This is a genomic window from Paenalicyclobacillus macrosporangiidus (genome assembly GCF_900116805.1).
Lineage (GTDB): Bacteria > Bacillota > Bacilli > Alicyclobacillales > Alicyclobacillaceae > Alicyclobacillus_H > Alicyclobacillus_H macrosporangiidus.
Map to the genome: position 1 here is coordinate 236,298 of NZ_FPBV01000001.1, position 22,603 is coordinate 258,900.

Annotated in this window: 15 protein-coding genes and 1 CRISPR repeat array; of the genes, 12 read left to right on the forward strand and 3 right to left on the reverse strand. The window is 63.5% G+C overall.

The genetic code is table 11. The features are described 5' to 3' along the window. Positions 1-404: 404 nt before the first annotated feature. From aceB to BM357_RS01080, 3 genes are all read right to left on the reverse strand, one after another. Positions 405-2,006 carry a malate synthase A gene (aceB, locus tag BM357_RS01070; protein ID WP_074948717.1) on the reverse strand — a complete coding sequence of 534 codons (1,602 nt, stop codon included), beginning with the start codon at positions 2,004-2,006 and terminating at the stop codon, positions 405-407. Positions 2,007-2,339: 333 nt separating this feature from the next. Then, complete coding sequence (locus tag BM357_RS20140) at positions 2,340-2,861, reverse strand: hypothetical protein (protein ID WP_245783787.1); 522 nt, start codon at positions 2,859-2,861, stop codon at positions 2,340-2,342. Positions 2,862-3,084: 223 nt separating this feature from the next. After that, positions 3,085-4,737, reverse strand: a complete 1,653-nt coding sequence (locus BM357_RS01080) for an L-lactate permease (protein ID WP_074948718.1) — start codon at positions 4,735-4,737, stop codon at positions 3,085-3,087. A 129-nt stretch (positions 4,738-4,866) separates the two neighbouring features. Between BM357_RS01080 and BM357_RS01085 the strand changes: the two genes are divergently transcribed. From BM357_RS01085 to BM357_RS01140, 12 genes are all read left to right on the forward strand, one after another. Continuing rightward, positions 4,867-6,186: an FAD-binding oxidoreductase gene (locus tag BM357_RS01085; protein WP_175511392.1), complete on the forward strand. Its 1,320-nt coding sequence runs from the start codon at positions 4,867-4,869 to the stop codon at positions 6,184-6,186. A gap of 1 nt (position 6,187) precedes the next feature. Further along, positions 6,188-7,525, forward strand: a complete 1,338-nt coding sequence (locus tag BM357_RS01090; protein ID WP_074948720.1) for a (Fe-S)-binding protein — start codon at positions 6,188-6,190, stop codon at positions 7,523-7,525. Continuing rightward, positions 7,522-9,024: an FAD-linked oxidase C-terminal domain-containing protein gene (locus BM357_RS01095; protein WP_074948721.1), complete on the forward strand. Its 1,503-nt coding sequence runs from the start codon at positions 7,522-7,524 to the stop codon at positions 9,022-9,024. Before BM357_RS01090 ends, BM357_RS01095 begins: the two co-directional genes overlap by 4 nt. Positions 9,025-9,034: 10 nt before the next feature. Next, positions 9,035-9,820, forward strand: a complete 786-nt coding sequence (locus BM357_RS01100) for an IclR family transcriptional regulator (RefSeq protein WP_074948722.1) — start codon at positions 9,035-9,037, stop codon at positions 9,818-9,820. A 633-nt stretch (positions 9,821-10,453) separates the two neighbouring features. Then, positions 10,454-13,048: a type I-G CRISPR-associated helicase/endonuclease Cas3g gene (cas3g, locus tag BM357_RS01105; RefSeq protein WP_083430054.1), complete on the forward strand. Its 2,595-nt coding sequence runs from the start codon at positions 10,454-10,456 to the stop codon at positions 13,046-13,048. Continuing rightward, positions 13,045-15,288 carry a type I-G CRISPR-associated protein Cas8g1/Csx17 gene (cas8g1, locus tag BM357_RS01110; protein WP_074948723.1) on the forward strand — a complete coding sequence of 748 codons (2,244 nt, stop codon included), beginning with the start codon at positions 13,045-13,047 and terminating at the stop codon, positions 15,286-15,288. The genes cas3g and cas8g1 overlap by 4 nt, the downstream gene beginning before the upstream one ends. Beyond that, a complete protein-coding gene (gene cas7g / locus BM357_RS01115; RefSeq protein ID WP_074948724.1) occupies positions 15,275-16,228 on the forward strand; it encodes a type I-G CRISPR-associated RAMP protein Csb1/Cas7g in 954 nt (317 codons plus the stop codon). The genes cas8g1 and cas7g overlap by 14 nt, the downstream gene beginning before the upstream one ends. A gap of 41 nt (positions 16,229-16,269) precedes the next feature. Next, positions 16,270-17,832, forward strand: a complete 1,563-nt coding sequence (csb2, locus tag BM357_RS01120) for a type I-G CRISPR-associated protein Csb2 (protein ID WP_074948725.1) — start codon at positions 16,270-16,272, stop codon at positions 17,830-17,832. Positions 17,833-18,231: 399 nt separating this feature from the next. Further along, positions 18,232-19,233: a CRISPR direct-repeat array (repeat unit 37 nt; unit sequence GTTGATCCGCAGGCGGAGCCTGCGGCCCCATTGAAGC). A gap of 509 nt (positions 19,234-19,742) precedes the next feature. Continuing rightward, the gene (cas4, locus tag BM357_RS01125) at positions 19,743-20,366 is read left to right on the forward strand and encodes a CRISPR-associated protein Cas4 (protein ID WP_074948726.1); all 624 of its coding nucleotides are present in this window, start codon (positions 19,743-19,745) and stop codon (positions 20,364-20,366) included. Beyond that, positions 20,363-21,400: a type I-C CRISPR-associated endonuclease Cas1c gene (gene cas1c, locus BM357_RS01130; protein ID WP_074948728.1), complete on the forward strand. Its 1,038-nt coding sequence runs from the start codon at positions 20,363-20,365 to the stop codon at positions 21,398-21,400. The genes cas4 and cas1c overlap by 4 nt, the downstream gene beginning before the upstream one ends. 15 nt (positions 21,401-21,415) lie before the next feature. Next, positions 21,416-21,706: a CRISPR-associated endonuclease Cas2 gene (gene cas2, locus BM357_RS01135; protein WP_074948742.1), complete on the forward strand. Its 291-nt coding sequence runs from the start codon at positions 21,416-21,418 to the stop codon at positions 21,704-21,706. A 215-nt stretch (positions 21,707-21,921) separates the two neighbouring features. Further along, entirely contained in the window at positions 21,922-22,497 is a 576-nt protein-coding gene (locus BM357_RS01140; RefSeq protein ID WP_074948745.1) for a CcdC family protein, read from the forward strand. The last annotated feature ends 106 nt before the right edge of the window (positions 22,498-22,603 follow it).

A 22,603-nucleotide genomic window follows, 5' to 3' on the forward strand; every position in this document is an offset into this window, starting at 1 on the left:
ATTGTATGTTACCACTTCGCACCTCGGCCCGGACCTCTGTCGCGCTCCCATGCACGTCGCATCCCGCACCCGGGATCAGGCCATCGACCTGGCTTCATCGCCAACATCTCCGTCTCCGGCCGCCCCCCAAGTCGACGACGCCAAAGCTGCCCTGCATTCAGGTCACACGGCCGCAGCTCTCTGGCATCCAAAGGTCCGACCACATGGCTCTCACCAATTCAACGGCAAACGGTCGCCCGCTGCCCCCAAGAGGGATGCGGGCGACCGCACCGCGATCGAAAACAGCTTTCCAAGCGTCACATCAAGCCCTCACGTACATCCGCCTTCCCGGGTGCGCCTGACCGGCACACCGATACACCGACACACCGATACACCGGCATGCCGCGCCGCACGGGATCTTCCACTCACAGATAGTTGTAGCCCGGCAGCGTGAGGAATTCGACGAAATCGTCCGCCGTGGTGATCTCGTCCAACAGGGCGGCCGCCCGTTCGTACTGGCCGTTTGCGAACGCCGTCTCCCCGACCTGCTGGCGGATCTTCTCCAACTCTTCGGCGAGGGTCTGCCGGAACAATTCCACCGTCACCTTTCGGCCGTCCTCGAGCACGCCTTTCGGGTGGCGGATCCACTGCCAGATCTGGGCGCGGGAGATCTCGGCCGTGGCGGCGTCCTCCATCAGGTTGAAGATCGGCACCGCCCCGGAACCGCGCAGCCACGCCTCGATGTACTGCAGGGCGACGCTGACGTTGATGCGAAGGCCCGCCTCCGTAATGGTGCCCTCGGGGACGGCGACGAGATCGGCTGCGGTCACGTGCACGTCCTCCCGCTTGCGGTGGACCTGGTTGGGGGTGGGCATCAGGCGATCAAAGACCTCCAACGCCACCGGAACCAAGCCGGGGTGGGCGACCCAGGTGCCGTCGTGGCCGTCCTGCGCCTCACGTTCCTTGTCGGCCCGGACTTTGGCCAGGGCTTCCTCGTTGGCCGCGGGATCGTTCTTGACCGGGATCTGGGCTGCCATGCCGCCCATGGCGAACGCGTTGCGCCGGTGGCAGGTTTGGATGGTCAAGAGCGTGTACGCGCGCATGAACGGCACAGTCATCGTCACCTGCGCGCGATCCGGCAGAATGACCTCCGGATGGTTGCGGAACTTCTTGATGTAGCTGAAGATGTAGTCCCAGCGCCCGCAGTTGAGGCCGGCCGCGTGATCGCGCAGTTCGTACAGAATTTCGTGCATCTCGAACGTCGCGAGGATGGTTTCAATCAACACCGTCGCTTTGATGGTGCCCCGTGGGATGCCGAGCCGGTCCTGGGCGCAGACGAACACGTCGTTCCACAGCCGCGCCTCCAGGTGGCTCTCCATCTTCGGCAGGTAGAAGTAGGGGCCGCTGCCGCGGGCAATCAACTCTTTCGCGTTGTGGAAGAAGTAGAGCGAGAAATCAAACAGCGCCCCGGACACCGGCTTGCCGTCCAGCAGCACGTGCTTCTCCGGCAGGTGCCAGCCGCGCGGGCGGACAATCAACGTGGCGATCTCGGGCTTCAGCGCGTAGTGCTTGCCCTCCGGGCTGGTGTACTCGATGGTGCGGCGAATTGCGTCGCGCAGGTTGATCTGGCCCTGGATGGTGTTGGCCCAGGTGGGGGAGTTGGCGTCCTCAAAGTCGGCCATGAAGCACTTGGCCCCCGAATTGAATGCGTTGATGACCATCTTGCGGTCGCTGCTCGGACCCGTGATTTCCACGCGGCGGTCCTGCAGGTCGGCCGGGATGGGTCCCACCGTCCAGTCGCCCTCGCGGATGTGCTTGGTCTCCGGCAGGAAATCGGGCCATTCCCCCGCGAGCAACCGCTCTTCGCGTTCTTTGCGCGCCTCCAGGAGCTGTTCGCGCCGCGGCCCGAACCGCCGCTCCACCTCGGCCACGAACGCGAGCGCCTCCGGTGTGAGAATCTCCGCGAATTCTGGCGTGTACGCCCCTGTGATCTGCATGCCTGGCGGGCAGATGTACGATCCGCTCATTTCTCCGACCTCCCGGAATCATTGGAATCCTGTGTGCGCTTTCAACCAGCGCCATTCGCGGCCTCGATCCATGGCCCGGGCTGGTTGGTCCAACCTGTCAGCGCTATCATCATACCATATGGTTGTGTGATGTGAAATACTGTTCTGAATTACGGAACGGATAGGGCTGAACGCGCACAAAGGGGGTCACTCGGCAGAGGGTCGGGGGGCCTTGCCAGCGCGGGGGATGCAAAAACAGAAATGGAGGGGGCTGTTCGAATCGGCCCCCTCCGGTAGGGTCCTTTCGTTTCCGCAACGTCAAAGGAACACCTGGGTCCGTCAATCGGCGTCAGTTCAGTAATGACCGTACCGGTGGCATCCCTTCCCTGGGCACCCTGGATCGACCACCACATGTTTGCTCATGCGCTGCACGTAATGCCTCGGCACATTGACAATGACGTGCCTGTTGACGGTCACCACCGGATGAATGACGGGCACTTCGCGCGGAACGTAACGATCCCGGATCACATACTGTGGATCGCAGACGATGGGTGGACAGTGCGACGGCCCATGGTGAGCGGGCGCATGTGCTGGCGCATAGTGACCTGTGTAGTATGCTTTTTTCTTCTTCTTGACCACCTTGTGAACGCCATACGGAATGTACTGCGGTTTCACATGCACGGCGGGCGATTCATCGTCGTACTTGTGGATTCCATGCGCAGGGGATTCGTACTCGTGCTTCGGCGCATATCCCCAATGCGACTCTTCGTCGTGCCCGTCGTGATCCGGGACAGACTCCGATTCGTGCGCGTGCGGCTTGTGCCACGGAGACGTTCCATCCATGGAATACTTGTGCTTCCCGTGGTGTTCTGTCATTGTGGGTCATCACCCCTATCGTGAAGTTACCCCAATGTATGAACACCCACTGAGCGATTGTCGTAGTCATTCGGCCATTTTCCATAGGCGGCTTTGGATTTGTAGGCTTTGTATACGTAGATGAGGGGATGCCAGCGTGCACGGCACGTCTGACATCCCCGGCATGGTATGCGAGCGGTACGTTCGTCCCCGGATCTCGCCGCGCCTGAGCGCCGTCACGCCGTCACCCCTGCGGGATGGCCCCCGGGAAGACGTAGGCGTAGACGCTGGTGACGATGGCGATAAAGATGACCAAGGCGACGCTGTGTTTGAGCGTGAACCGGTACAGGTCGCCCTCGCGGCCCACCAGCCCCGTGGCCGAGGCGCCCACCGCGATGGACTGCGGGGAGATCATCTTGCCCATGACGCCGCCGGCGGAGTTGGCCCCCATCGTCAGGTACGGGCTCAAGTGCAGCTGTTGCGCGGTCAACTTCTGCAAGCCCCCGAACAGCAGGTTCGACGACGTGTCGCTGCCCGTCAGGAACACGCCAATCCAGCCGAGGAACGGCGAGAAGAACGGGAACAGCACGCCCGTCGCCGCCAAGGCCATGGCCATGGTCGCGGACATGCCGGAGTAGTTGAACAGATCCCCGAAGCCTACGACCAAAGCGATGGTCAAGAGCGGGTAGCGCAGGTCACGCAGGTTGTCGGCGAAGGTGCGGAGCCAATCGGAGAACGACTGGCCGCAGATGAACATGGCGATCACGCAGGCAATCAGGATGGACGTGCCCGTGGCGGCCAAAATGTCGAATTTGTACGTCACCGCCATCGGCGTGGTCTGGGCGACAATCGGCGCCGTCTGCGCGACCAGCTTGTTCAGGTCGGGCCAGTTGAAGATGATGGTCGCCTTGCCGAGGACATTTTTCACGGCGGGCAGCGCCCACAGGATGATCATGACGCACAGCACCAAGAACGGCGACCAGGCGTGGAACACCTGGCGGCCCGTCAGCTTCGGCTCGGCGCCGCGCTCGCGGGTGGCCGCCATCTCGGCCGCACTCGCTTCTCCCTTGAACCGCCAGATCTGCTTCGGCTGCCAGAACCGCAGGAGGATGATGAGGCAGACGATGGAGACGATGGCCGCCAGGATATCCGGCAGCTCCGGACCGATGAAGTTCGACACCAAGAACTGGGTGATGGCGAAGGACAGACCGCAGGTGAGGGCGGCCGGCCAGACCTCTTTCATCCCTTTCCAACCGCTCATGACGACCATCAGCCAGAACGGCACGAGGATGGACGCGAACGGCAGGATACGCCCGACCATCTGGCTGATGAGCAGAGAGTCGGCGTGCGCCGAGGCCGCCATCGCCGTGATGGGGATGCCCACCGCGCCGAACGCCACCGGCGCCGTGTTGGCCAAGAGGCAGATGCCCGCGGCGTAAAGTGGTTCAAACCCGAGGCCGGCGAGCATCGACGCCGCGACAGCCACCGGCGTCCCGAACCCAGCCGTGCCTTCGAGGAAGGCCCCGAAGGAGAAGGCGATGAGCAGGGCTTGGATGCGGCGATCGTCCGTGATGCTGGAGATGGACCGGCGGATGATGTCAAAGTAGCCGGTTCGCTCGGTGATGCGGAAGAGGAAGACAGCGGTGAACACAATCCAGCCGATGGGCCAGATGCCGGTGAGCATCCCGTGAACGGTCGCTGAAAGCGCTTTATCGACGGGCATGCGGAACACCAGCCAGGCGTCGAGGATGGCGAGCAGCACCGTGAGGGCCGCGGCGACGTGACCTTTCATTCGCCGGACGGCCAGCGCCCAGAAGAAGAACAAGATGGGGATCAGTGCGACCAGGGCGGACCATCCCAGGCTGCCGAAGACGGGCTTGTAGACTTGGGTGAACAACGTTGCGCCTCCTTTTGAATGAATTTGGAATCTCCTTACGATCACATTGTATTTGGAAAGTTTCTTCCTTACAATGAAGTCGAACGTTATTGGGAACACAATTCTGTCATCCGGAACGGAGGAACCTGCTTGAAAGCGCTACAGACTCGCATGGCGCCGGAGGACATTTCGGAGATCATCATCCGTGCCGCCGGCGTGATCGCACAGGTGCAGTCAGACCTGGGGCGGGGCGTCACGGAAGCAGGCCCCGCGGTGTGGGTGGAGCCCGAGGACGAGGCGCAGGTGGCGGAGGTCATGCGGCTTTGCGACGAGCACGGTTGGTGCGTGCTGCCCGTGGGGGCCGGCACCCAGCTCGACGCCGGTCACCCCGTCCCGCGTCCGGAGGTGTGGCTGTCGCTCGGGCGCCTGAACCGCATCGTCGATTATGCGCCGGGCGATCTCGTCGTCTCCGTCCAACCCGGCCTCCCTCTGGCGGCGTTGCAGGCGCACCTCGCCGAGCAGCGGCAGATGCTGCCCATCGATCCGCCGGTCGGCGCAGAGGCCACCGTCGGCGGCGTCACGGCCACCGCCGCGAGCGGGCCACGGCGTGCCCTGTACGGGACCCTTCGCGACATGACCATCGCCCTGCGGACGGTGTGGGCGGGCGGCCGCGTGGTGAAGACCGGCGCCAAGGTGGTCAAGAACGTGGCCGGGTATGACATGACCAAGCTGTTCGTCGGCTCGTTCGGCACCCTGGCCGTCCTCACCGAAGTGACGTTCAAACTGCGTCCGCTTCCCTTGCACCGGGAGACGGTGTTTTTGTCCGGCGATGTCGCGCAGGTGCAGGAGCTGCGCCGGCGCGTGGTCGGATCGCATTTGATCCCGAGTCGCCTCGAGGTCATCGGCGGGGCGTTCGAGCCGCCGCTCGTCTCCGGATCGGGCGCCTGGACCCTCGCCGTTGACTGCGACGAGAACCCGTCCGCGTCCGCCGCCCAGACCCGGCAACTGCTCGCCTGGGCCGGGGAGATGGGGATGGCGGCGGAGGTGGTGCAGGGCGACGCCGCCGATGAGGTGTGGGAAGCCTACCGCCGCCAGTTGCTCACCGGGGAAGTGTGCGTTCGTTTCCAAGCCAAGCCGTCCGCGATGGCGGGGATCGCCGAGCGGCTGCAGCAGTACGCCGAGGCGCGGGCGTGGACCAGCCGCGTGAGCGCGGGGGCCGTCAGCGGGGTCGGGCGCTGGAGCGTCGCGGGCGGAGATGTGCCCGCCTACGCGGAGGCCGTCCGCTTCTGCCGCGGCTTGGCCGCGGAGGAAGGGGGAGCCTGCGTGGTGGAACGCGCCCCACTGGCGGTCCGGTCGGCGGTCGATCCATTCGGGCCCGCGCCGGCCGCCCAGACGTTGATGCAACAGGTCAAGCGCACCATCGACCCAAACGGGATCATGAGCCCGGGCCGTTTCGTGGGAGGGATCTGACATGGCGAAGACAGAGCCGGAACTGCTCTCGGCGGGGCGGCAGACGGCCTTTCTGTGGCCCGATCCGCCGGAGGAAGACAAGTACTCCGTGTGCGTGCACTGCGGCTTCTGCCTGGAGGTGTGTCCCACCTACCAGGAGTGGAAGGACGAGAACCACTCGCCGCGCGGGCGCGTGTTTCTCATCAAGGAAGCGGCTGAAGGGAAGTTGCCGTTGGATGCATCCGTGATCGATTCGGTGTTCACCTGCCTCGACTGCCGCGCCTGCGAGACGGTCTGCCCGTCCGGCGTGCAGGTGGGCGCCCTGATTGAAGAAGCGCGCGGCCAGGTCCATCACGCCCAGCCGAAGACGGGGATGAAGGGCGCCATCGAACGCTTCTTCCTGCGCGGGGTGTTCCCGCACCCCAAGCGCTTGAAGACGCTGCGCGGCCTGATGCGTTTCTACCAAAAGTCCGGTCTGCGCACCGCCGCCCGAAAGACGGGGGCTCTGCGGGTGCTGCCCAAGCACCTGCGCGAGATGGAGGCGGTCATCCCGGACATCCAGCCCAAGGCCGCCATCGACGCGCTGCCCGAGCGCATGCCGGCGCAGGGACAGAAGAAGGGGACCGCCGCCCTCTTCACCGGCTGTGTGATGGACGTGTTCTTCTCCGACGTCAACTGCGCGACGGCGCGCGTCGCCAACCGCAACGGGCTGGAGGTTCTCGTCCCGCGGGATCAGATCTGCTGCGGCGCTCTTCAGGTTCACGCGGGCGATCGCGAGCAGGCACGCGCGATGGCCCGTCACAATATCGACGTGTTCGAGCGAAGCGGCGCCGACTACGTGATCATCAACGCCGCCGGGTGCGGTGCCGCCCTGAAGGAATACCCGGAGCTGTTCAAGGACGATCCGGTCTACCACGAGAAAGCCGTCGCCTTCTCGAAACGGGTGCGCGACATCTCGGAACTGCTGGTGGAAGTCGGCTATGACCCGCCGCGGGGCAAGGTGGAGCGGACCGTCACGTACCACGACGCGTGCCATCTGTGCCACGCCCAGAAGATCCGCTCGCAGCCGCGCGAGTTGCTCCGGTCCATCCCAGGGCTGCGGGTGATTGAGATGCCCGATTCGGAGCGTTGCTGCGGCAGCGCCGGAATCTACAACCTGACGCATCCGGAGATGGCAGGGACGCTGTTGGAGCGCAAAATGGACGACATCCCGGCGGGGGTGGACGCGGTTGTCATGGGGAACCCCGGCTGCATGATGCAGATTCGGGCGGGTGTGCACCGGCGCCAGGCGGACCTGGACGTGCTGCACACCGTGGAATTGCTCGATCTCGCGTATCAAAAGGAGGAAAACCGGCGATGAACGACGCCCAACTGGCGCGCGCCCTGACCGAGATCCTCGGGCCGCGGCGGGTCCTGTGCGAACCGAATCAACTGCACGCTTACGCCTGTGACGGCTACACGGCCCACCAGGCCCTGCCACGGGCGGTCGTCTTCCCGGAGACGACGGAGGAGGTCGCGGCCGTCGTCAAGCTGCTGCACGACAACGACATCCCGTTTTTGCCGCGCGGCGCCGGAACGGGCCTCAGCGGCGGCGCCATCCCGCTCAACGGCGAGGTCATCATCAGCCTGGTGCGGATGAACAAGCTGTTGTCGGTCGACTTCGACAACCTGCGCGCCGTGGTGCAACCGGGCCTGGTCAACCTGACGCTGACCAAGCGCATCACCGGGCAGGGCTTCTACTACGCGCCCGACCCGTCGAGCCAGTCGGTGTGCACCATCGGCGGCAACCTGGCCGAGAACGCAGGCGGCAGCCACTGCCTGAAGTACGGCGTGACCACCAACCACATCGTCGCAGCGAAGTTCGTGTTGCCGGACGGGAGCGTGATGGATCTCGGCACGCCGTACGGAGACGCCCCCGGCTACGATCTCCTGGGGCTCGTCGTCGGATCCGAAGGCACGCTCGGCATCGCCACGGAGATCACCGTGCGCATCCTGAAGAAGCCGGAGGGGGTGAAGACCGCGCTGGCGATGTTCGATCGCGTCGCCGACGCCTCCGACACGGTCTCCGGCATCATCGGCGCGGGCATCATCCCGGCGGCCATCGAGATGATGGATCAGCTCGCCATGCAGGCGGTGGACAAGAGCAACTACCACGTCGGATACCCGGCCGACATCGAGGCGGTGCTCTTGATTGAAGTGGACGGCCTGGCGGCAGGCGTCGACGAGGTGATGGACAGGGTGGTCGAGATCTGCCGGCGCCACCACGTGCGAACGGTCAAAGTGGCGCAGAGCGAGGCGGAACGGGCCCTGTGGTGGAGCAGCCGGAAGATGGCGTTCGGCGCCACGGGGCGCATCTCGCCCGACTACATCGTGCAGGACGGCGTCATCCCGCGCACCCGCCTGACCGAGGTGCTCCAGCGGATCGCCGAGATCAGCCGCAAGTCGGGCCTGCGCATCGCCAACGTGTTCCACGCCGGCGACGGCAACCTGCACCCGCTCATCTGCTACGACTCGCGCATTCCCGGCGAGACGGAGAAGGCCATCCAGGCCGGTTCGGCCATCCTCAAAGTGTGCGCCGACGTGGGCGGCACCATCACCGGCGAACACGGGGTGGGCATCGAGAAGTTGGAGGAGATGCGGTTCATGTTCTCCGATGACGACCTCACGGCGCAACTGGCGGTGCGCTCCGTTTTCAACCCGAAGGACTTGTGCAACCGGGGCAAGCTCATCCCGCAGCCGTCGCGCTGCGCGGAGGTGCGCAACGCCCGCCACATCATCGAAGAGAACTGGCAGATCTTCGGCACCTTCCCGGAGCACGCGCGCGTGATGGGGCCGGACGAAGTCGGAGCGCAGGGCTGAGGTGACAGCGGTGGACGATTACACGGTCAAGTCGGTCGACAAGGCGTTTTGGCTGCTGGAAGTGGTCAGCGATCATCCCGACGGGATCGCCATCACCGAACTGGCGAAACGGGTCGGCATGTACAAGAGCACGGTGCACCGCCTGCTCGGCACGATGATGCGCCGCGGCTACATCGAACAGGACCCGAAGACCGGGCGCTACAAGCTCGGCTACACGGTGTTGGACCTGGGCATTAAGCTGCTCTCTTCCATTGATCTTCGGCGGGAGGCCCTCCCGTATCTGCAGGAGCTCGCGCACCTGTCGAACGAGGTGGTGCATCTGGCGCTCTTGGACCGGGGCGAGGTGGTGTACATCGACAAGGTGGAGAGCGCCAACACCATCCGCATGCACTCCCGCGTCGGCACACGCGTGCCCGTGCACGCCACCGGCCTCGGGAAGGCCATCCTGGCGTTTCTGCCGCGGCGCGAGGTGCAGGCCATCATCGACCGGTACGGGCTGCCGAAGTTGACCGAGCACACCATCACGAACCGCGATGCCTTTCTGCAGTCCCTGCAGGAGACGCGCCGCACGGGCTGCGCGTTTGACATCGAGGAGCACCAGGTGGGGGTGTGCTGCGTCGCGGCGCCGGTGTTCGAGCACAGCGGGCGGGTGGTGGCGGCCTGCAGCGTCTCCGGCCCCAGCAATCGCATGGGGCCGGACCGGCTGCGCGACCTGGTGCCGCTGGTGAAGGAGGCGGGGCGGCGCATTTCGGAGCGGCTCGGGTACGGCGATGGGGCCGCGCGGGCGCGGGGGTAGCTGAGGCAGGCGTTGTGATGCGATGTCCGCAGCGGGGATGGGGTTCCGATGGGGATTTATAGGAGGGGCATTGGCGGCAGATGCCGCCAATTTGTCGATTGTGGCCGCCAGTTGGTCGATTGCCGCCGGTTGGTCGATTGTATCGAAATCGTTCTTAACTGGCTGAACTCGTCTCAGATTGCGACGGATTCGTATTTATGCAACCGACCCCAGGCACGGATAGCGACGGCTTTGCATTGAACCGGGTGCGCAGGGGCATGGCTCGTTCGAAATAAATCACATTCTTCATTCTCATCCGCGGGCGCGGCCAGACGTAACATCGAAATGTCCATTCACGCCCGATACGCCCTGGCCGATAAGTGAGAATCTGTTTTTACTGGCCGGCGCCCCGACGCCCTGCACTTTCTGAAACCGGTATCATCGCACGAACAGGCGGTGGCGGCCACCGGAAACGGTGGACGACACCGTTCCATTCGGGGCCACGCGCAAGATTTCCAGGATACTTCACGCAGAGATGGGAAATTGAGCTTTGGTATAGGAGGAAAATGACGGATAGTGGCGAAAGAAATACCCATTTCCACCCGCTGAACTCATGAATCGCTTTAAGTACCGTTCCCGCGTCATCACGAGGGGGTGCTGCAGCGTTTGATTCGCTTCGAAGAACTCTTTCACCTCGCGCTCGGCGTCGATCCGTATCCCTATCAGCGTCGCCTGGCCGAGGCCAAGGCGTGGCCGGAGGTGTTGGCCGTACCGACCGGTTTGGGCAAGACCGCGGCCGTGGTCCTGGCATGGCTGTGGCGGCGGCGTTTTGCGGATGCCGCGACACGGCAGGACACGCCGCGCCGACTGGTCTACTGCTTGCCGATGCGGACCCTCGTGCAGCAGACGGCCGACCAGATCCGAGAGTGGTTCCTGAGACTGGAGTTGTTGGAATCCGATGACTTACCGGAGTGGATCGGAGGACCCCGTGATTCCGCCCGAATCCCGGTCCATGTGCTGATGGGCGGAGACCTCGCGCAGGGGTGGGATGCGCGGCCCGAGGATGATCAGGTCATCGTCGGGACGCAGGACCAATTGCTCTCCCGGGCGCTCAATCGCGGATACGGGGTCAGCCGTTACCGTTGGCCGATGCAGTTCTCCATGCTCAACAACGACTGTCTGTGGGTTGTTGACGAACCGCAATTGTTCGGCGATGCGCTCGCCACCACCCGTCAATTACAGGCGTTTCGCCAACAGATGGGGACCTACGGCCCGACGCGCACCGTGTGGATGTCGGCCACGCTCCACCCCGATTGGCTGCGGACCGTCGACGCCCCGGACGATGCGGTGGTGCTCCGCCTAGACGACGACGACCGGGCCCAGGCCAGGACGCGATTGACCGCCGCAAAACCCTTGGTGAAGGCGGGGGTGTCCCTCACCGAGCGCGGTGCGGACCATCCGTACACGTATATCCAGGAACTCGCCCAGTACGTGCAGGATGTCCATCGCAAGGGCACATTGACCCTCGTCGTGGTCAACCGTGTGGCGAGGGCGCAGCGGTTGTTCATTGCACTGCACGGTGCGAAGGCCGCGAGCGAAGTTCAGTTGGTACACGGACGGTTTCGGCCGGGCGATCGCGATCCCATCCACAAAACCTTCCGGGAGTTTCAGGACAAAGACGCCATCCTCGTCGCCACCCAGGCGGTGGAGGCCGGGGTGGATTTGTCGGCGACGACGCTCGTCACGGAACTGGCCCCGTGGCCGAACCTGGTCCAGCGCTTCGGCCGCTGCAACCGGGACGGACGGGCGACGAATGCGCAGGTGCACTGGGTGGACATCGAATCCAAGGAGCACGCTGCACTTCCCTATCCCCCGGAATCCCTGGCGGATGCCCGTGCGGTGCTTCAGAGCCTCACGGACGTAAGCATTGACCGGTTGCCGGACGTTCGTCCCCAGATGGAATATGGTCACGTCCTGCGCCGGCGGGATCTGCTCGCGTTGTTTGACACCACGCCGGATTTGACCGGTTTTGACATCGACGTGTCGCCGTACGTGCGCGACGCGGAGGAAAGCGACGTCCAGGTGTTCTGGCGAATCTGGGACGACGGCCAGGAGCCTCCGGCGGACCTGCCACGCCCCGATCCGCGCGAGGTGTGCCGCGTTTCTCGCCGCATGCTGCGCGATTATCTCCACCACAAGGCGAGAGGAAAAGAGACTGCACGCAAGGTGTGGGCGTGGGACCCCCTTCGGAGACGGTGGCGAGAGGTGGACAGGAACGGGATCGTCCCCGGCCAACTGCTGTTGCTCGACGGGAGGATGGGCGGATACGACCCGCATCTCGGCTTCTACCCGGACAGCTGGACGCTTGTACGGCCTGTGCCCCAGGCGATGGAACAACCGAATCCACCGTTTGAGGCGCATGATCAGGACAACGACAATGGTCCTGTGAACGGCACGGTGGTCGAATTGGGACGGCATCTGCTTGACGTGGCCCAGGCCGCTGAGCGTGTTCGGCAGGCCTTTCCCGAGGTCAGGGAACTGTCCGTTTTGGCCGAGGCCGCCCGGCAGCATGATCGCGGCAAGGCCCACATCCTGTTTCAGACGCGTCTGCGTCAACAGGCGTGGCCCGATGGAGGGGCGCCGGTGTCCCAATCCCAGCTGTTGGCGAAGGCGCCGGTCCGGCGAGATGGAACCGGAGAGGACAAGTCCCAGGGGGCAGGGGAAAGTGCATCTTCTTCCAGGGCCGTCGCCGCACCAGACGATGCCGCGCCGGACGATGCCGCGGCTTCCCGGCGCCCGGATACGCGCAGCGCGGACGGGTTTCGCCACGAACTGGCATCGGCGCTCGCCTATCTGGCAGATCAGGCGTCGGATCGGCGCAATGACTGGGACGTCAGATTGACGGCCTACCTCATTGCGGCCCACCACGGCAAGGTGCGCCTGCACATTCGGTCTGTGCCCACGGAGCCGGTGCCTCCGGATGACACCCTGTTCGCGCGCGGCGTCTGGGACGGGGACATGCTTCCGTCTGTGCCGTTGCCCGACGGATCGACGCTGCCTGCCGCCACGCTGCATCTGGACGTGATGCGATTGGGGCAGGTCGTGCGCGAAGGCGCAGCGCTGGACAGTTGGGTGCTCGGGGTAGAGCGGCTCTTGGACCGGTTTGGCCCATTCCGCCTGGCATGGCTGGAGACCCTGTTGCGGGTCGCCGACTGGCGGGCGTCCCAGGAGGAGGTGGATCTGGCGTGAAGCACACGGTGACGCTGACCGGCTGCTCGCCCATTCCCCTTGCCGGGTATCTGAAGTCGATCGCGCTGCTGCGCCTCGTCTCCGAACAGGTGGACGAGGAAGCGGAAGGATGGTGGCGGGACGAGACGTTTCATCTGCGGTCCGCGTTGGATGCGGATGGATTGATGGACTTCCTCCTGGAAGCCTACCGGCCGAGCCCGATTGTGGCGCCGTGGAACCGGGGCAGCGGATTTTACAGCCATCGGGAGAGCGCGATGGCAGTCGTGAATCAGCTCCGGCATGCGCAGGCAGACCGGTTGGCGTCGTACCGGCGGGTGATTGGGGCCGTCGACGGGGTGATGCGGCGGCTCGGCGTGGACGGCAAGCCGAAGGAAGACGACAAGGACCGATTGATTGGCGCGTGTCGGAACTATGTGCCGGATGAAGCCGTGGAATGGATGGACACCGTGCTCGCCCTCACTCCGACTGGAGTTGATTTTCCGCCTCTTCTGGGCACGGGCGGAAACGACGGGAATTTGGAGTTCACGAACAACTTCATGCAACGCGTGTTGGACGTCATGGATCCGGAGACCGGGCAGCCAACCCCTGAGTCGAGGCGATGGCTGATGGCGGCGCTGTTCGCACAGTCCATCGCGGGACTGAAGGACGTGTCCATCGGCCAGTTCGCTCCGGGGTCCGCAGGCGGACCCAACAGTACCACAGGATATTCCGGCTCGCCGTCGGTCAATCCATGGGAGTACGTGTTGATGTTGGAAGGGGCCATCGTGTTTTCGGCTTCGGCGACCAAACGGTTGGAAGTGGGAACAGCGTCCGTGGTCAGCTATCCGTTCACCGTGGCGCCGTCTGCCGTTGCGAACGGTGGGTTGGCGGAAGAGGAGGAAGCCTCGGCCCGTGCCGAGATGTGGTTGCCCCTGTGGGAACGTCCGGCGCGCTTCCGCGAGGTGGCAGCCATCTTCCGCGAAGGCAGGGCGCAGATTCAGGACCGGGCCGCGCGCAACGGGATGGAGTTCGCCCGGGCGTGTGCACGGTTGGGGGTGGACCGCGGGATCGACAGCTTCCAACGGTACGCGTTTGTGCAACGCATGGGCAAGGCGTACTTGGCCGTGCCGCTGATCCGCTTTCGCGTCCAACGGCGGGCGGAGGCCGATCTGCTCGACGATCTGAGCCGCGGCGGCTGGTTGGACCACCTGGCACGGGCCGCCCGGTCGGCCGGCCACGAGGTCCAAAGTGCGTATCGTCGCGTGGCGGAAGCGGTGTTTGCTGTGTGTCAACACGGGGGTGCGTTGCGCATCCAGCGGTTGCTCATCGAATTGGGGCGTGTCGAACGGATGTTGGCGCATCGGCCGGCCCTTCGTGAGGCGTTGAATCCGCTGGTGCTGACCCATTCGGGTTGGTGGCAGGCCGCCGCGGACGGATCTCCCGAGTTTGCCCTGGCGGCAGGGTTGGTGAGCCTGCGCTGGCCGCGGGGACCTGCTTTGCGGGCCTATCTGTCCCCTGTCGATCCGCTCGCTCCGCACCGTTGGATCGAGCAGGATACCACGCGGGTGGTGTGGCACCATGGCGATCTGGTGCGAAACCTGACATCGGTCTTGCATCGGCGTCTGCTCGATGCGGCGAGTCCGCAGTGGAAGGCGACCTGTGAGGACGGAAAGCCGTTCACCGGATGGCGGCCCGCGCCGCTGGGGCACGTGATCGCGTTTCTCAGTGGCCGGGTGCACGATGCGCGGATTGAGGCGCTGATCTGGGGACTGTTGCCCCTGGCCAGTGTGAGGGACGAGGTTCAGAAGACTCGTATCGCGGCGGCGGTACCGAAGCCCGATTGGGTGCCTTGGGCATTTGCGGTGAGCAAGTTGGTGTTGACCCCGGATTCAGACCTGGAACGGGCTGTCTTTGGACCATCGGGGGTGGCCGAAGGGGAGGGTGCAGATGAGCGCCGCCTTCGTGTGCCCGTGCCGCGCGGTTGGTTGTACAACCTGGTTTCGGGTGATGCCCGGCTGTTGCACCGCGCCGTTCTGACGGCAGAGCGAAGGTTGTTCGCAAGCGGTTTGGTCCCTCGGTTGGAACGGGTGCAGACCATGGGGCTGCCGCCACGCCGGATCGCTGCGGCGACGCTGTTTCCTTTGTCATCGCAGGACGTGCGCCGATTGCTGGATCTTGTCGCGGAACGTGAAGCGTTGGAGCAGTTGGGTGGACAGGTTTTCACTGAACACGGAGGAGGACGAGCAGATGTTGGACTTTAGGCCGTTGCGAGAGGTCTCGAGACTGTTGTTGGAAGCCAAACTGGAGCCGCTGCAGGGAACGCGGTTCCAACCCACCGGGTTTCCTGATCTCGGCCCCGCCGAGTACGACGCCCCCGACGGGCAACGGCGAATGCTCCTGGTGGAGTCGGCGCAGAGCATGGCAAACCGCCTCGAGGCGGTCTGTTGGGATGAGGCGAACGATGATTGGGTGGAGCCCCTGCGCGGTCTTCCGCTCGTTCGCGTGCTGGATGCCGAGGGCCGGCCGTTGACCAATTCGGTGCTGGAGGCGCATCGGTTAAACTCGCCGTACATTCTGGAGGGACCGGATAAAAGCGTGTTCCATCTGCTGCAATCGGAACTGACAGGAGCAGAAGAGGGGCCGGTGAACCTGCGCAAACTGGCCGAGGTGTTGTTCCGGTACGATACCAACGCGGTCCTGCACGGCGTGTTCCTGGCCAAACCGCAGCTCGCCGGTGGACGCTTTCGCCTGCCGCGAGCGCTCTCGGCCTTTATTGAGGCAGAGGACGTACGTGTCGCCCAGAGCGGCGGGGTGAAAAACGACCGCGTAAATCCAAGCGGGTCAACAAAAGAGGGCTTCGGCAACGTGCCGTTTCACCGCGAGGAATTCGTGGCGCGGGAGATCACGGCATACTTCAACTTGGATTTGGCGCAGATCCGCGCCTTTGGCCTGGGAGGCCTGGCGGAGGACTTCCTCACCGCCTTTGCGCTCTTCAAGGTCTTGCGTTTCCTGGCGACAGGCCTTCGGCTGCGAACCGCGTGCGATCTGCGCTGCAAGCAGGTCATCGTGACCCAACCGACGGGGTGGGAACTTCCCTCACTGCAGGAGCTGTCGGAAGTGCTTCCCCAGTGGATTGCACAATTGAAGGCGGAGGGAAAGTTTGCCGAGCCACTGGTGGTGACCTACAGCAAGAAGCCTTGACGGCGACCTGGACGAGCCCGTAAACAGGAGGAGGGACTGCAGTGATCGGGTTGGAGTTTCGGTTTCCCGCCGGCACGTATCACGCGACGCCGTGGGGAAGGCACGTGAATGAGGCGGAAGTGGAGTGGCCTCCCTCGCCCTGGCGGCTGCTTCGCAGCCTCGTGGCGGCGTGGCATCGGTATCACTTGGCGCCGGAATATCCGGAGACGCTTCTGCGGGACACCATCCTGCTGTTGGCGACAGAGTCACCGGTATACGCGCTTCCCCTTGCCGTGCACGCGCACAGCCGGCATTACATGCCGGCCCATGGCGGGACCACGACGCTGGTGTTCGACGCCTTCCTGCGCGTGGCACGGGACGCCGTGCTCGGGGTCTACTGGCCGAGTCTCAGTGCCACGGACGAACAGTTCGACCTGTTATCCAAACTGGCCGAAGTGCTGGGTTATCTCGGCCGGGCGGAGAGCTGGGTGCATGTGCAAGCCGTGCGTCAAGCCACGCAGAAGATCAACTGTGGTCCGGCGGGATCGCAGATTGCTGAAGTGTTGAGCGCGACGGAGGATGTTGAGCCGGTGCAAATTCTGGCCCCGGTCCCTCCGCAGTTGTACGCCGAGAGTGTCCTGGCAGCTCCGCAACAGGCTGCCCAGGGCGAGCGCGGGCGGCGCCGCGGAACCGCGGTATCCCACCTGCCGCGGGATATTTACGAGGCGATTCAGGTGGATACGGGTTCGCTTCATGCCGAGAAGAGGAATCTGCCGGTGGGCGCGCGATGGGCCGTGTACTATCGGCCGATGCTCCATCGCGCAGCCCCCCGAACCGTTCTCTTCACGGACGACCATGGGGCGGAGGCGAACGTGGCCCGTCTCGCGTTGACCAGCCGTGTCAAGCCGCGCGTCGAAGACGCCCTGGATGTGACCGAGGTGCTTCACGTGGCGTTGGTAGACAAGTGCGGAGAGGGAGCGCCCCTGCTCGTCACCGGGAGAGAGGAGGACGGTTCCGTGAGCGAACGGGGGCATGAACACCTGTTCTTGTTGCCGGAGGATGCGGACGAAGACGGACGGATTGATCACGTGGTCCTCTACGCCCGGGTTCCCTTCTCCCCAGAGGTGGTTCGTGCCACGCAGCAGATCCGGCGGCTGTATACACCCGCCTGGTGGCCGGGTCCGTCACGGGAATGGGCGGTTTACCTCGAAGGGATGTTTTCTTCTGCAAGTGCTCCCGACGACGTGACGCCGCTCATGGGGGTTTCCCAGGTGTGGGAGTCCGCGACGCCCTATTTGCACCCTTGGCACAGCAAACGCAACGGACGGTTTGGCCCGAAAGAACAGATTGCGAAGGAACTGCGCCTGCGCGGTTTGCCGGAACCGGTGCGCATCGAGATCTTGGAGGCCGTGGAAATCCGCGGCAAGTTGGTCCCGCCTCACCAATTCCGTCGCCTTCGCCACACGAAGCGCCAACATCTCCCCGACATGCGGGGGAGTTACTGGCGTCTCGAGTTCGACACGCCCGTTCACGGGCCCATCGCCCTCGGTTCCAATTGCCATTTTGGCATGGGGTTGTTCAAACCCGTTCGGTTGAAAGCCGCAGATCGGGATGCGGGAAGCTAAGCGCGCCGGTCCAGTGAGTCATTCGGTGCCGGGTTCCGCGCTGAACCTGGCGAACTCGCCATCGAGATGCACGCCGTGGGCGATTGGGGCTCTGCATTTGTGACGGCGGGATGGAGGCGTATGGCGGGACTTGGGTGCTCCTGGATGGTCCGTTGGATATGTTTGTTCCGGCCAGATTCTCGGCCCTGCTTGGGTGTGCGTGAAAGGGTTTGCGTGAACCCCAAGTGGCGGTGATTTCCCAGGGGATTCGCGGATCTCGTGCGAGTCGACAATTCCGGCCGATCTTGGCTTTTTGGGAGCACAGCCTGTATGATTGGGGCATCCAGCGGCCATGCCAACAACAGGGGTTCGCGCAAAACGCGTGCGAAGCCTTGTGTCAGTAGGACCGAGTGGGGAAGAGTTGATCCGCAGGCGGAGCCTGCGGCCCCATTGAAGCATGATTGGAACGGGCTTTCTCAATTTGCTGGAGCAGTTGATCCGCAGGCGGAGCCTGCGGCCCCATTGAAGCTGAGTCTGGCGTACGCACTGGGGCGGCCGCCGTGGGGCCGTTGATCCGCAGGCGGAGCCTGCGGCCCCATTGAAGCTTCAACGGGGTCGTGGGGTAATCGTGGGGTATGTCGCGACGTTGATCCGCAGGCGGAGCCTGCGGCCCCATTGAAGCTGCATGTCCTGTGCATTGTAGTAACCGAACAGCATCAGGTTGATCCGCAGGCGGAGCCTGCGGCCCCATTGAAGCATGCCGCATGCGTACCAGCAGCACGCCATCGAGCACGTTGATCCGCAGGCGGAGCCTGCGGCCCCATTGAAGCATGAGTTTCGCAGGCAGTTGGAGTACAAGGTGCAGATGTTGATCCGCAGGCGGAGCCTGCGGCCCCATTGAAGCTGCATGTCCTGTGCATTGTAGTAACCGAACAGCATCAGGTTGATCCGCAGGCGGAGCCTGCGGCCCCATTGAAGCTGCGAAAAATATGGACCGTCCTGCCCTCAAACAACTGTTGATCCGCAGGCGGAGCCTGCGGCCCCATTGAAGCTGCCCATCCACGCGCCACCTCCCTCGGCTTGAAAGTTGATCCGCAGGCGGAGCCTGCGGCCCCATTGAAGCGCAAGCCAGGGATCAGTCTCTGCTCAACCGCATATCGGGTTGATCCGCAGGCGGAGCCTGCGGCCCCATTGAAGCATCGTTCCCGTTGGGGCCGTTGAGGCAACGGCCCGTTGATCCGCAGGCGGAGCCTGCGGCCCCATTGAAGCCAGAGGCATTCCGCGAGTTGATCCTCCCTGCGTACCGCAACGTTGATCCGCAGGCGGAGCCTGCGGCCCCATTGAAGCCGCTTGCGTGCGTGCCTGAGTCGACTCCCTAAACTCACGTTGATCCGCAGGCGGAGCCTGCGGCCCCATCGACACGCCCCGACCACGGTCAGGGTGACCATTCCAAGTCAATCCGCCTCCTCCAGCGGCCTCCGTAGAATCCCGCGCGCGGACTCCGAATGAGGTTTTCGAGACGCAGCGCCACACATCAAGATTTTTCACAGCCGCAAGAATCCCGTCCCGAGCCCTGTCGTTGCGTCGACGCCAACCGGAGCATGGGCCGGATCACGAGCCGGACATCCCAGCCGACGGGCCCACCGGACACTCCAGCCGACATCCCAACCGCTCCCAGAACGGACACTCCACCGGACACTCCAGTCGACCGGCCGGAAAAACCACGCCTCGGCGCTGTCCTCCTAGCCGACGACGATTCCATCCCGTGCACGATACGCGGCCCTTTCCTATCCATCCGGCAAGGGCCGCTCTTCTTCGCTCTTTTTCTCCTTGCGCCCATCCGCCAAACCGGTATAAACCCCGTCCCTCCCGGTGAAGACTCTTACTAAAACAAGCGATAGTCTTAGTCGAATCCAAGGAGGGCCATAGACTTGGAGGAGGATCAACTCATTCCAATCTCCGCCCTGCAACACTACGCCTATTGCCCGCGGCAGTGTGCGCTCATCCACATTGAGCAGGTGTTCGTGGACAATATTTGGACGGCCAAGGGCAAATGGTCCCACGAACGAGTCGACGAGGAGCATGTCCTCTCGTCGAAGGGGTACACCATCACAACGTCCCTGCGGGTATGGTCGGAGCGGCTCGGGTTGACAGGCATATGTGATGTCGTCGAATGGCACGGGGACACCCCATATCCGGTGGAGTTCAAACATGGTCCGCGCAAGGGACACCTCTGGGACGACACTCAGTTGTGCGCCCAGGCGATGTGTCTCGAAGACATGTGCGGAGTTCCGGTACCGGAGGGTGCCATCTACCACGTTTCGTCCCGGCACCGACGGGTGGTGACGTTCACACCCGAGTTGCGTGCAAAGGTGGAAGAGATGGTACAAGCCGTTCGCGCCTTGTATACTGCGGAGGCGCTGCCGCCGGCCGTCCACGACCAGCGATGCACGCACTGCTCGTTGCAAGACGTCTGCATGCCGGAGTGGACGGACGGGACCGCACCGCGTTCCTGGTACGATGTGCTGGCGCAGGTGGGGGAGGACATCGGATGAACGTGGCATTTCAAACGTTGTATATACAGACGGACGGCGTTGTATTGCGGCTCGATCACGATACGGTTGTGGCCACACGCGAAAAAGAGGTGATCTCGCAAATCCCCCTGCACCATGTCCAATCCATCGTGGCGATTGGCCGGGTGTCGTTGACGAGCCCATTATTGGAACGGTGTGCACGAGACGGGCGCAGCGTGGTTCGTCTGGACGGGCGGGGCCGTTTCTTGTATCGGTTGGAGGGTCCCAAATCGGGCAACGTGCTGCTCCGGACGGCCCAGTACCAGGTCTGGATGGATAGAGCACGGTCCGTGCCGATTGTGCAAGCCATCGTCGCCGGCAAGATCTACAATGCACGACAGTGTCTGTTGCGAACCGCACGCGACACGGCACGCAAAGCGTCCGAGGAGGCCCTTCGGCAAGCCGCGCACGACATGGCGAAGGACCTCCGTCGGCTGCGCGCAGAGACGGATCTGAATGCCCTGCGGGGGATCGAGGGCATTAATGCGAAGCGTTATTTCTCTGTGTTTGCGGAACAATTGACCGACCAGGTCGACAGCGGGATTGTCTTCGAGGGACGCACCCGCAGACCGCCGCGTGACGCGGTCAACTGTGTTCTGTCGTTTTTGTACGCCTTGCTCTCGCACGATGTGGTGTCGGCCGTCGAAAGCGTGGGGTTGGATCCGCAGATCGGGTACCTCCATACCCTGTGGCCAGGGAGACCCTCACTTGCACTTGATCTTATGGAGGAGTTGCGACCCATTCTCGCCGACCGGATTGCGATCACGCTGTTCAACCGGCGTCAGTTACGCGAGACCGACTTTGAACTGTTGCCCGGCGGGGCCGTGTCGCTGGGTGAGCGGGGGAGGCGGACCGTGATCGCCGCCTATCAAAAGCGTAAGCAGGACGAGGTGGAGCATCCCATGCTCCGCACGAAAGTATCGCTCGGGCGGGTGCCGGTTCTGCAGGCTCGCTTGTTGGCCCGAGCCATTCGACGCGACCCAGTCTCCTATGTGCCCTTCTTGTACAAGGGCTGAGCGGGGGGATCTCCCATGTATGTCGTCGTGGCGTATGACATCCGTACTGACACCAAGGCGGGCCAGAAACGGTTGCGCCGGATCGCGCAGGTCTGCGTGAACCATGGTCAGCGCGTTCAGAAGTCGGTGTTTGAGTGCCAGGTGGACGAACTGCAGTTTGCTGATTTGGTGCGGCAATTGCGAGACGTCATTCACCCGGCGGAAGACAGTATTCGCATTTACCGAGTGCACGACTTCAGCAAGCGAACCCTGGTCAGCTTGGGGCGTGAGATCGGCATCGATTTCGAGGAACCGATGATTCTATAGCGGATGTGCGTCACCACCCAACCATGCGATGATACCGCAACTGTCACATGCCCCTCTTATTTTGCAACTGCGATGCAATAACGATACTCACCCTGCACGGCGTAGGATCTTTGCTGACCGTTTCGCATATTACATAAAACGTTCGAAATCACGCCTTCCTTGCGCCGGCCAGACTCGTTGACGCATACTATACTGGGGACAGGAAGGTGTTTATCATGTCCAGCCATATGGCTCAAATCGTCAGCACGCTGATCACGGTGGTGTTCGCGCTCACCGTCATATTCGTGCGCACCCGGGGATCGAATAAACCGGTCAACGCCAAAAAGATCCTCATCCCGCCGCTCGGTATGAGCACCGGGTTTCTCATGTTTCTTGCGCCGCAAACCCACGATCCGTGGCTCTATGCGGCTCTCGCGTTCGCCGCTGGGCTGGTACTTTCCTACCCGCTCATCCTGACGTCGAAAATGCATGTGGTGAACGGGGAGATCCGTTTGAAGCGATCCAAGGGATTTGCGTTCATCCTGCTCGCACTGTTGGCTTTGAGGATCGCGCTTCATCAGTATGTTGAGGAGTACGTGACCATCGCCCAGACGGGATCCCTGTTCTTCATCCTCGCGTTTGGCATGATTGCCCCGTGGCGTATTGCCATGTTTGTTCGGTACCGTCGGTTGCTGCGCGGACTTCGTCAGGAAATGGACCGTTCGCGTAGAGACGCTTCGGCCTTCGACGCGCGGGTTGAAGAGAGGACCGAGGTATCTTCTTACCATGCTCCGCCAATGAAATCTGTGTAAACCGCCAACCGTTGCAGGTGCCAACGTCTCCTGAAGGAGCAAAACCATTCCTAACCGCTTGGATTTCGAGTTTCAGGGGTGAGTCGGCCAAAACGCCGGCCTTGCC

Excerpts from the sequence above, each read along its gene's own strand:
- BM357_RS01090 (WP_074948720.1), top strand. The coding sequence starts at position 6,188 with ATGGCGAAGACAGAGCCGGAACTGCTCTCGGCGGGGCGGCAGACGGCC.
- BM357_RS01095 (WP_074948721.1), top strand. The coding sequence starts at position 7,522 with ATGAACGACGCCCAACTGGCGCGCGCCCTGACCGAGATCCTCGGGCCG.
- cas7g (WP_074948724.1), top strand. The coding sequence starts at position 15,275 with ATGTTGGACTTTAGGCCGTTGCGAGAGGTCTCGAGACTGTTGTTGGAA.
- cas2 (WP_074948742.1), top strand. The coding sequence starts at position 21,416 with ATGTATGTCGTCGTGGCGTATGACATCCGTACTGACACCAAGGCGGGC.
- BM357_RS20140 (WP_245783787.1), bottom strand. The coding sequence starts at position 2,861 with ATGACAGAACACCACGGGAAGCACAAGTATTCCATGGATGGAACGTCT.
- aceB (WP_074948717.1), bottom strand. The coding sequence starts at position 2,006 with ATGAGCGGATCGTACATCTGCCCGCCAGGCATGCAGATCACAGGGGCG.
- BM357_RS01140 (WP_074948745.1), top strand. The coding sequence starts at position 21,922 with ATGTCCAGCCATATGGCTCAAATCGTCAGCACGCTGATCACGGTGGTG.
- cas1c (WP_074948728.1), top strand. The coding sequence starts at position 20,363 with ATGAACGTGGCATTTCAAACGTTGTATATACAGACGGACGGCGTTGTA.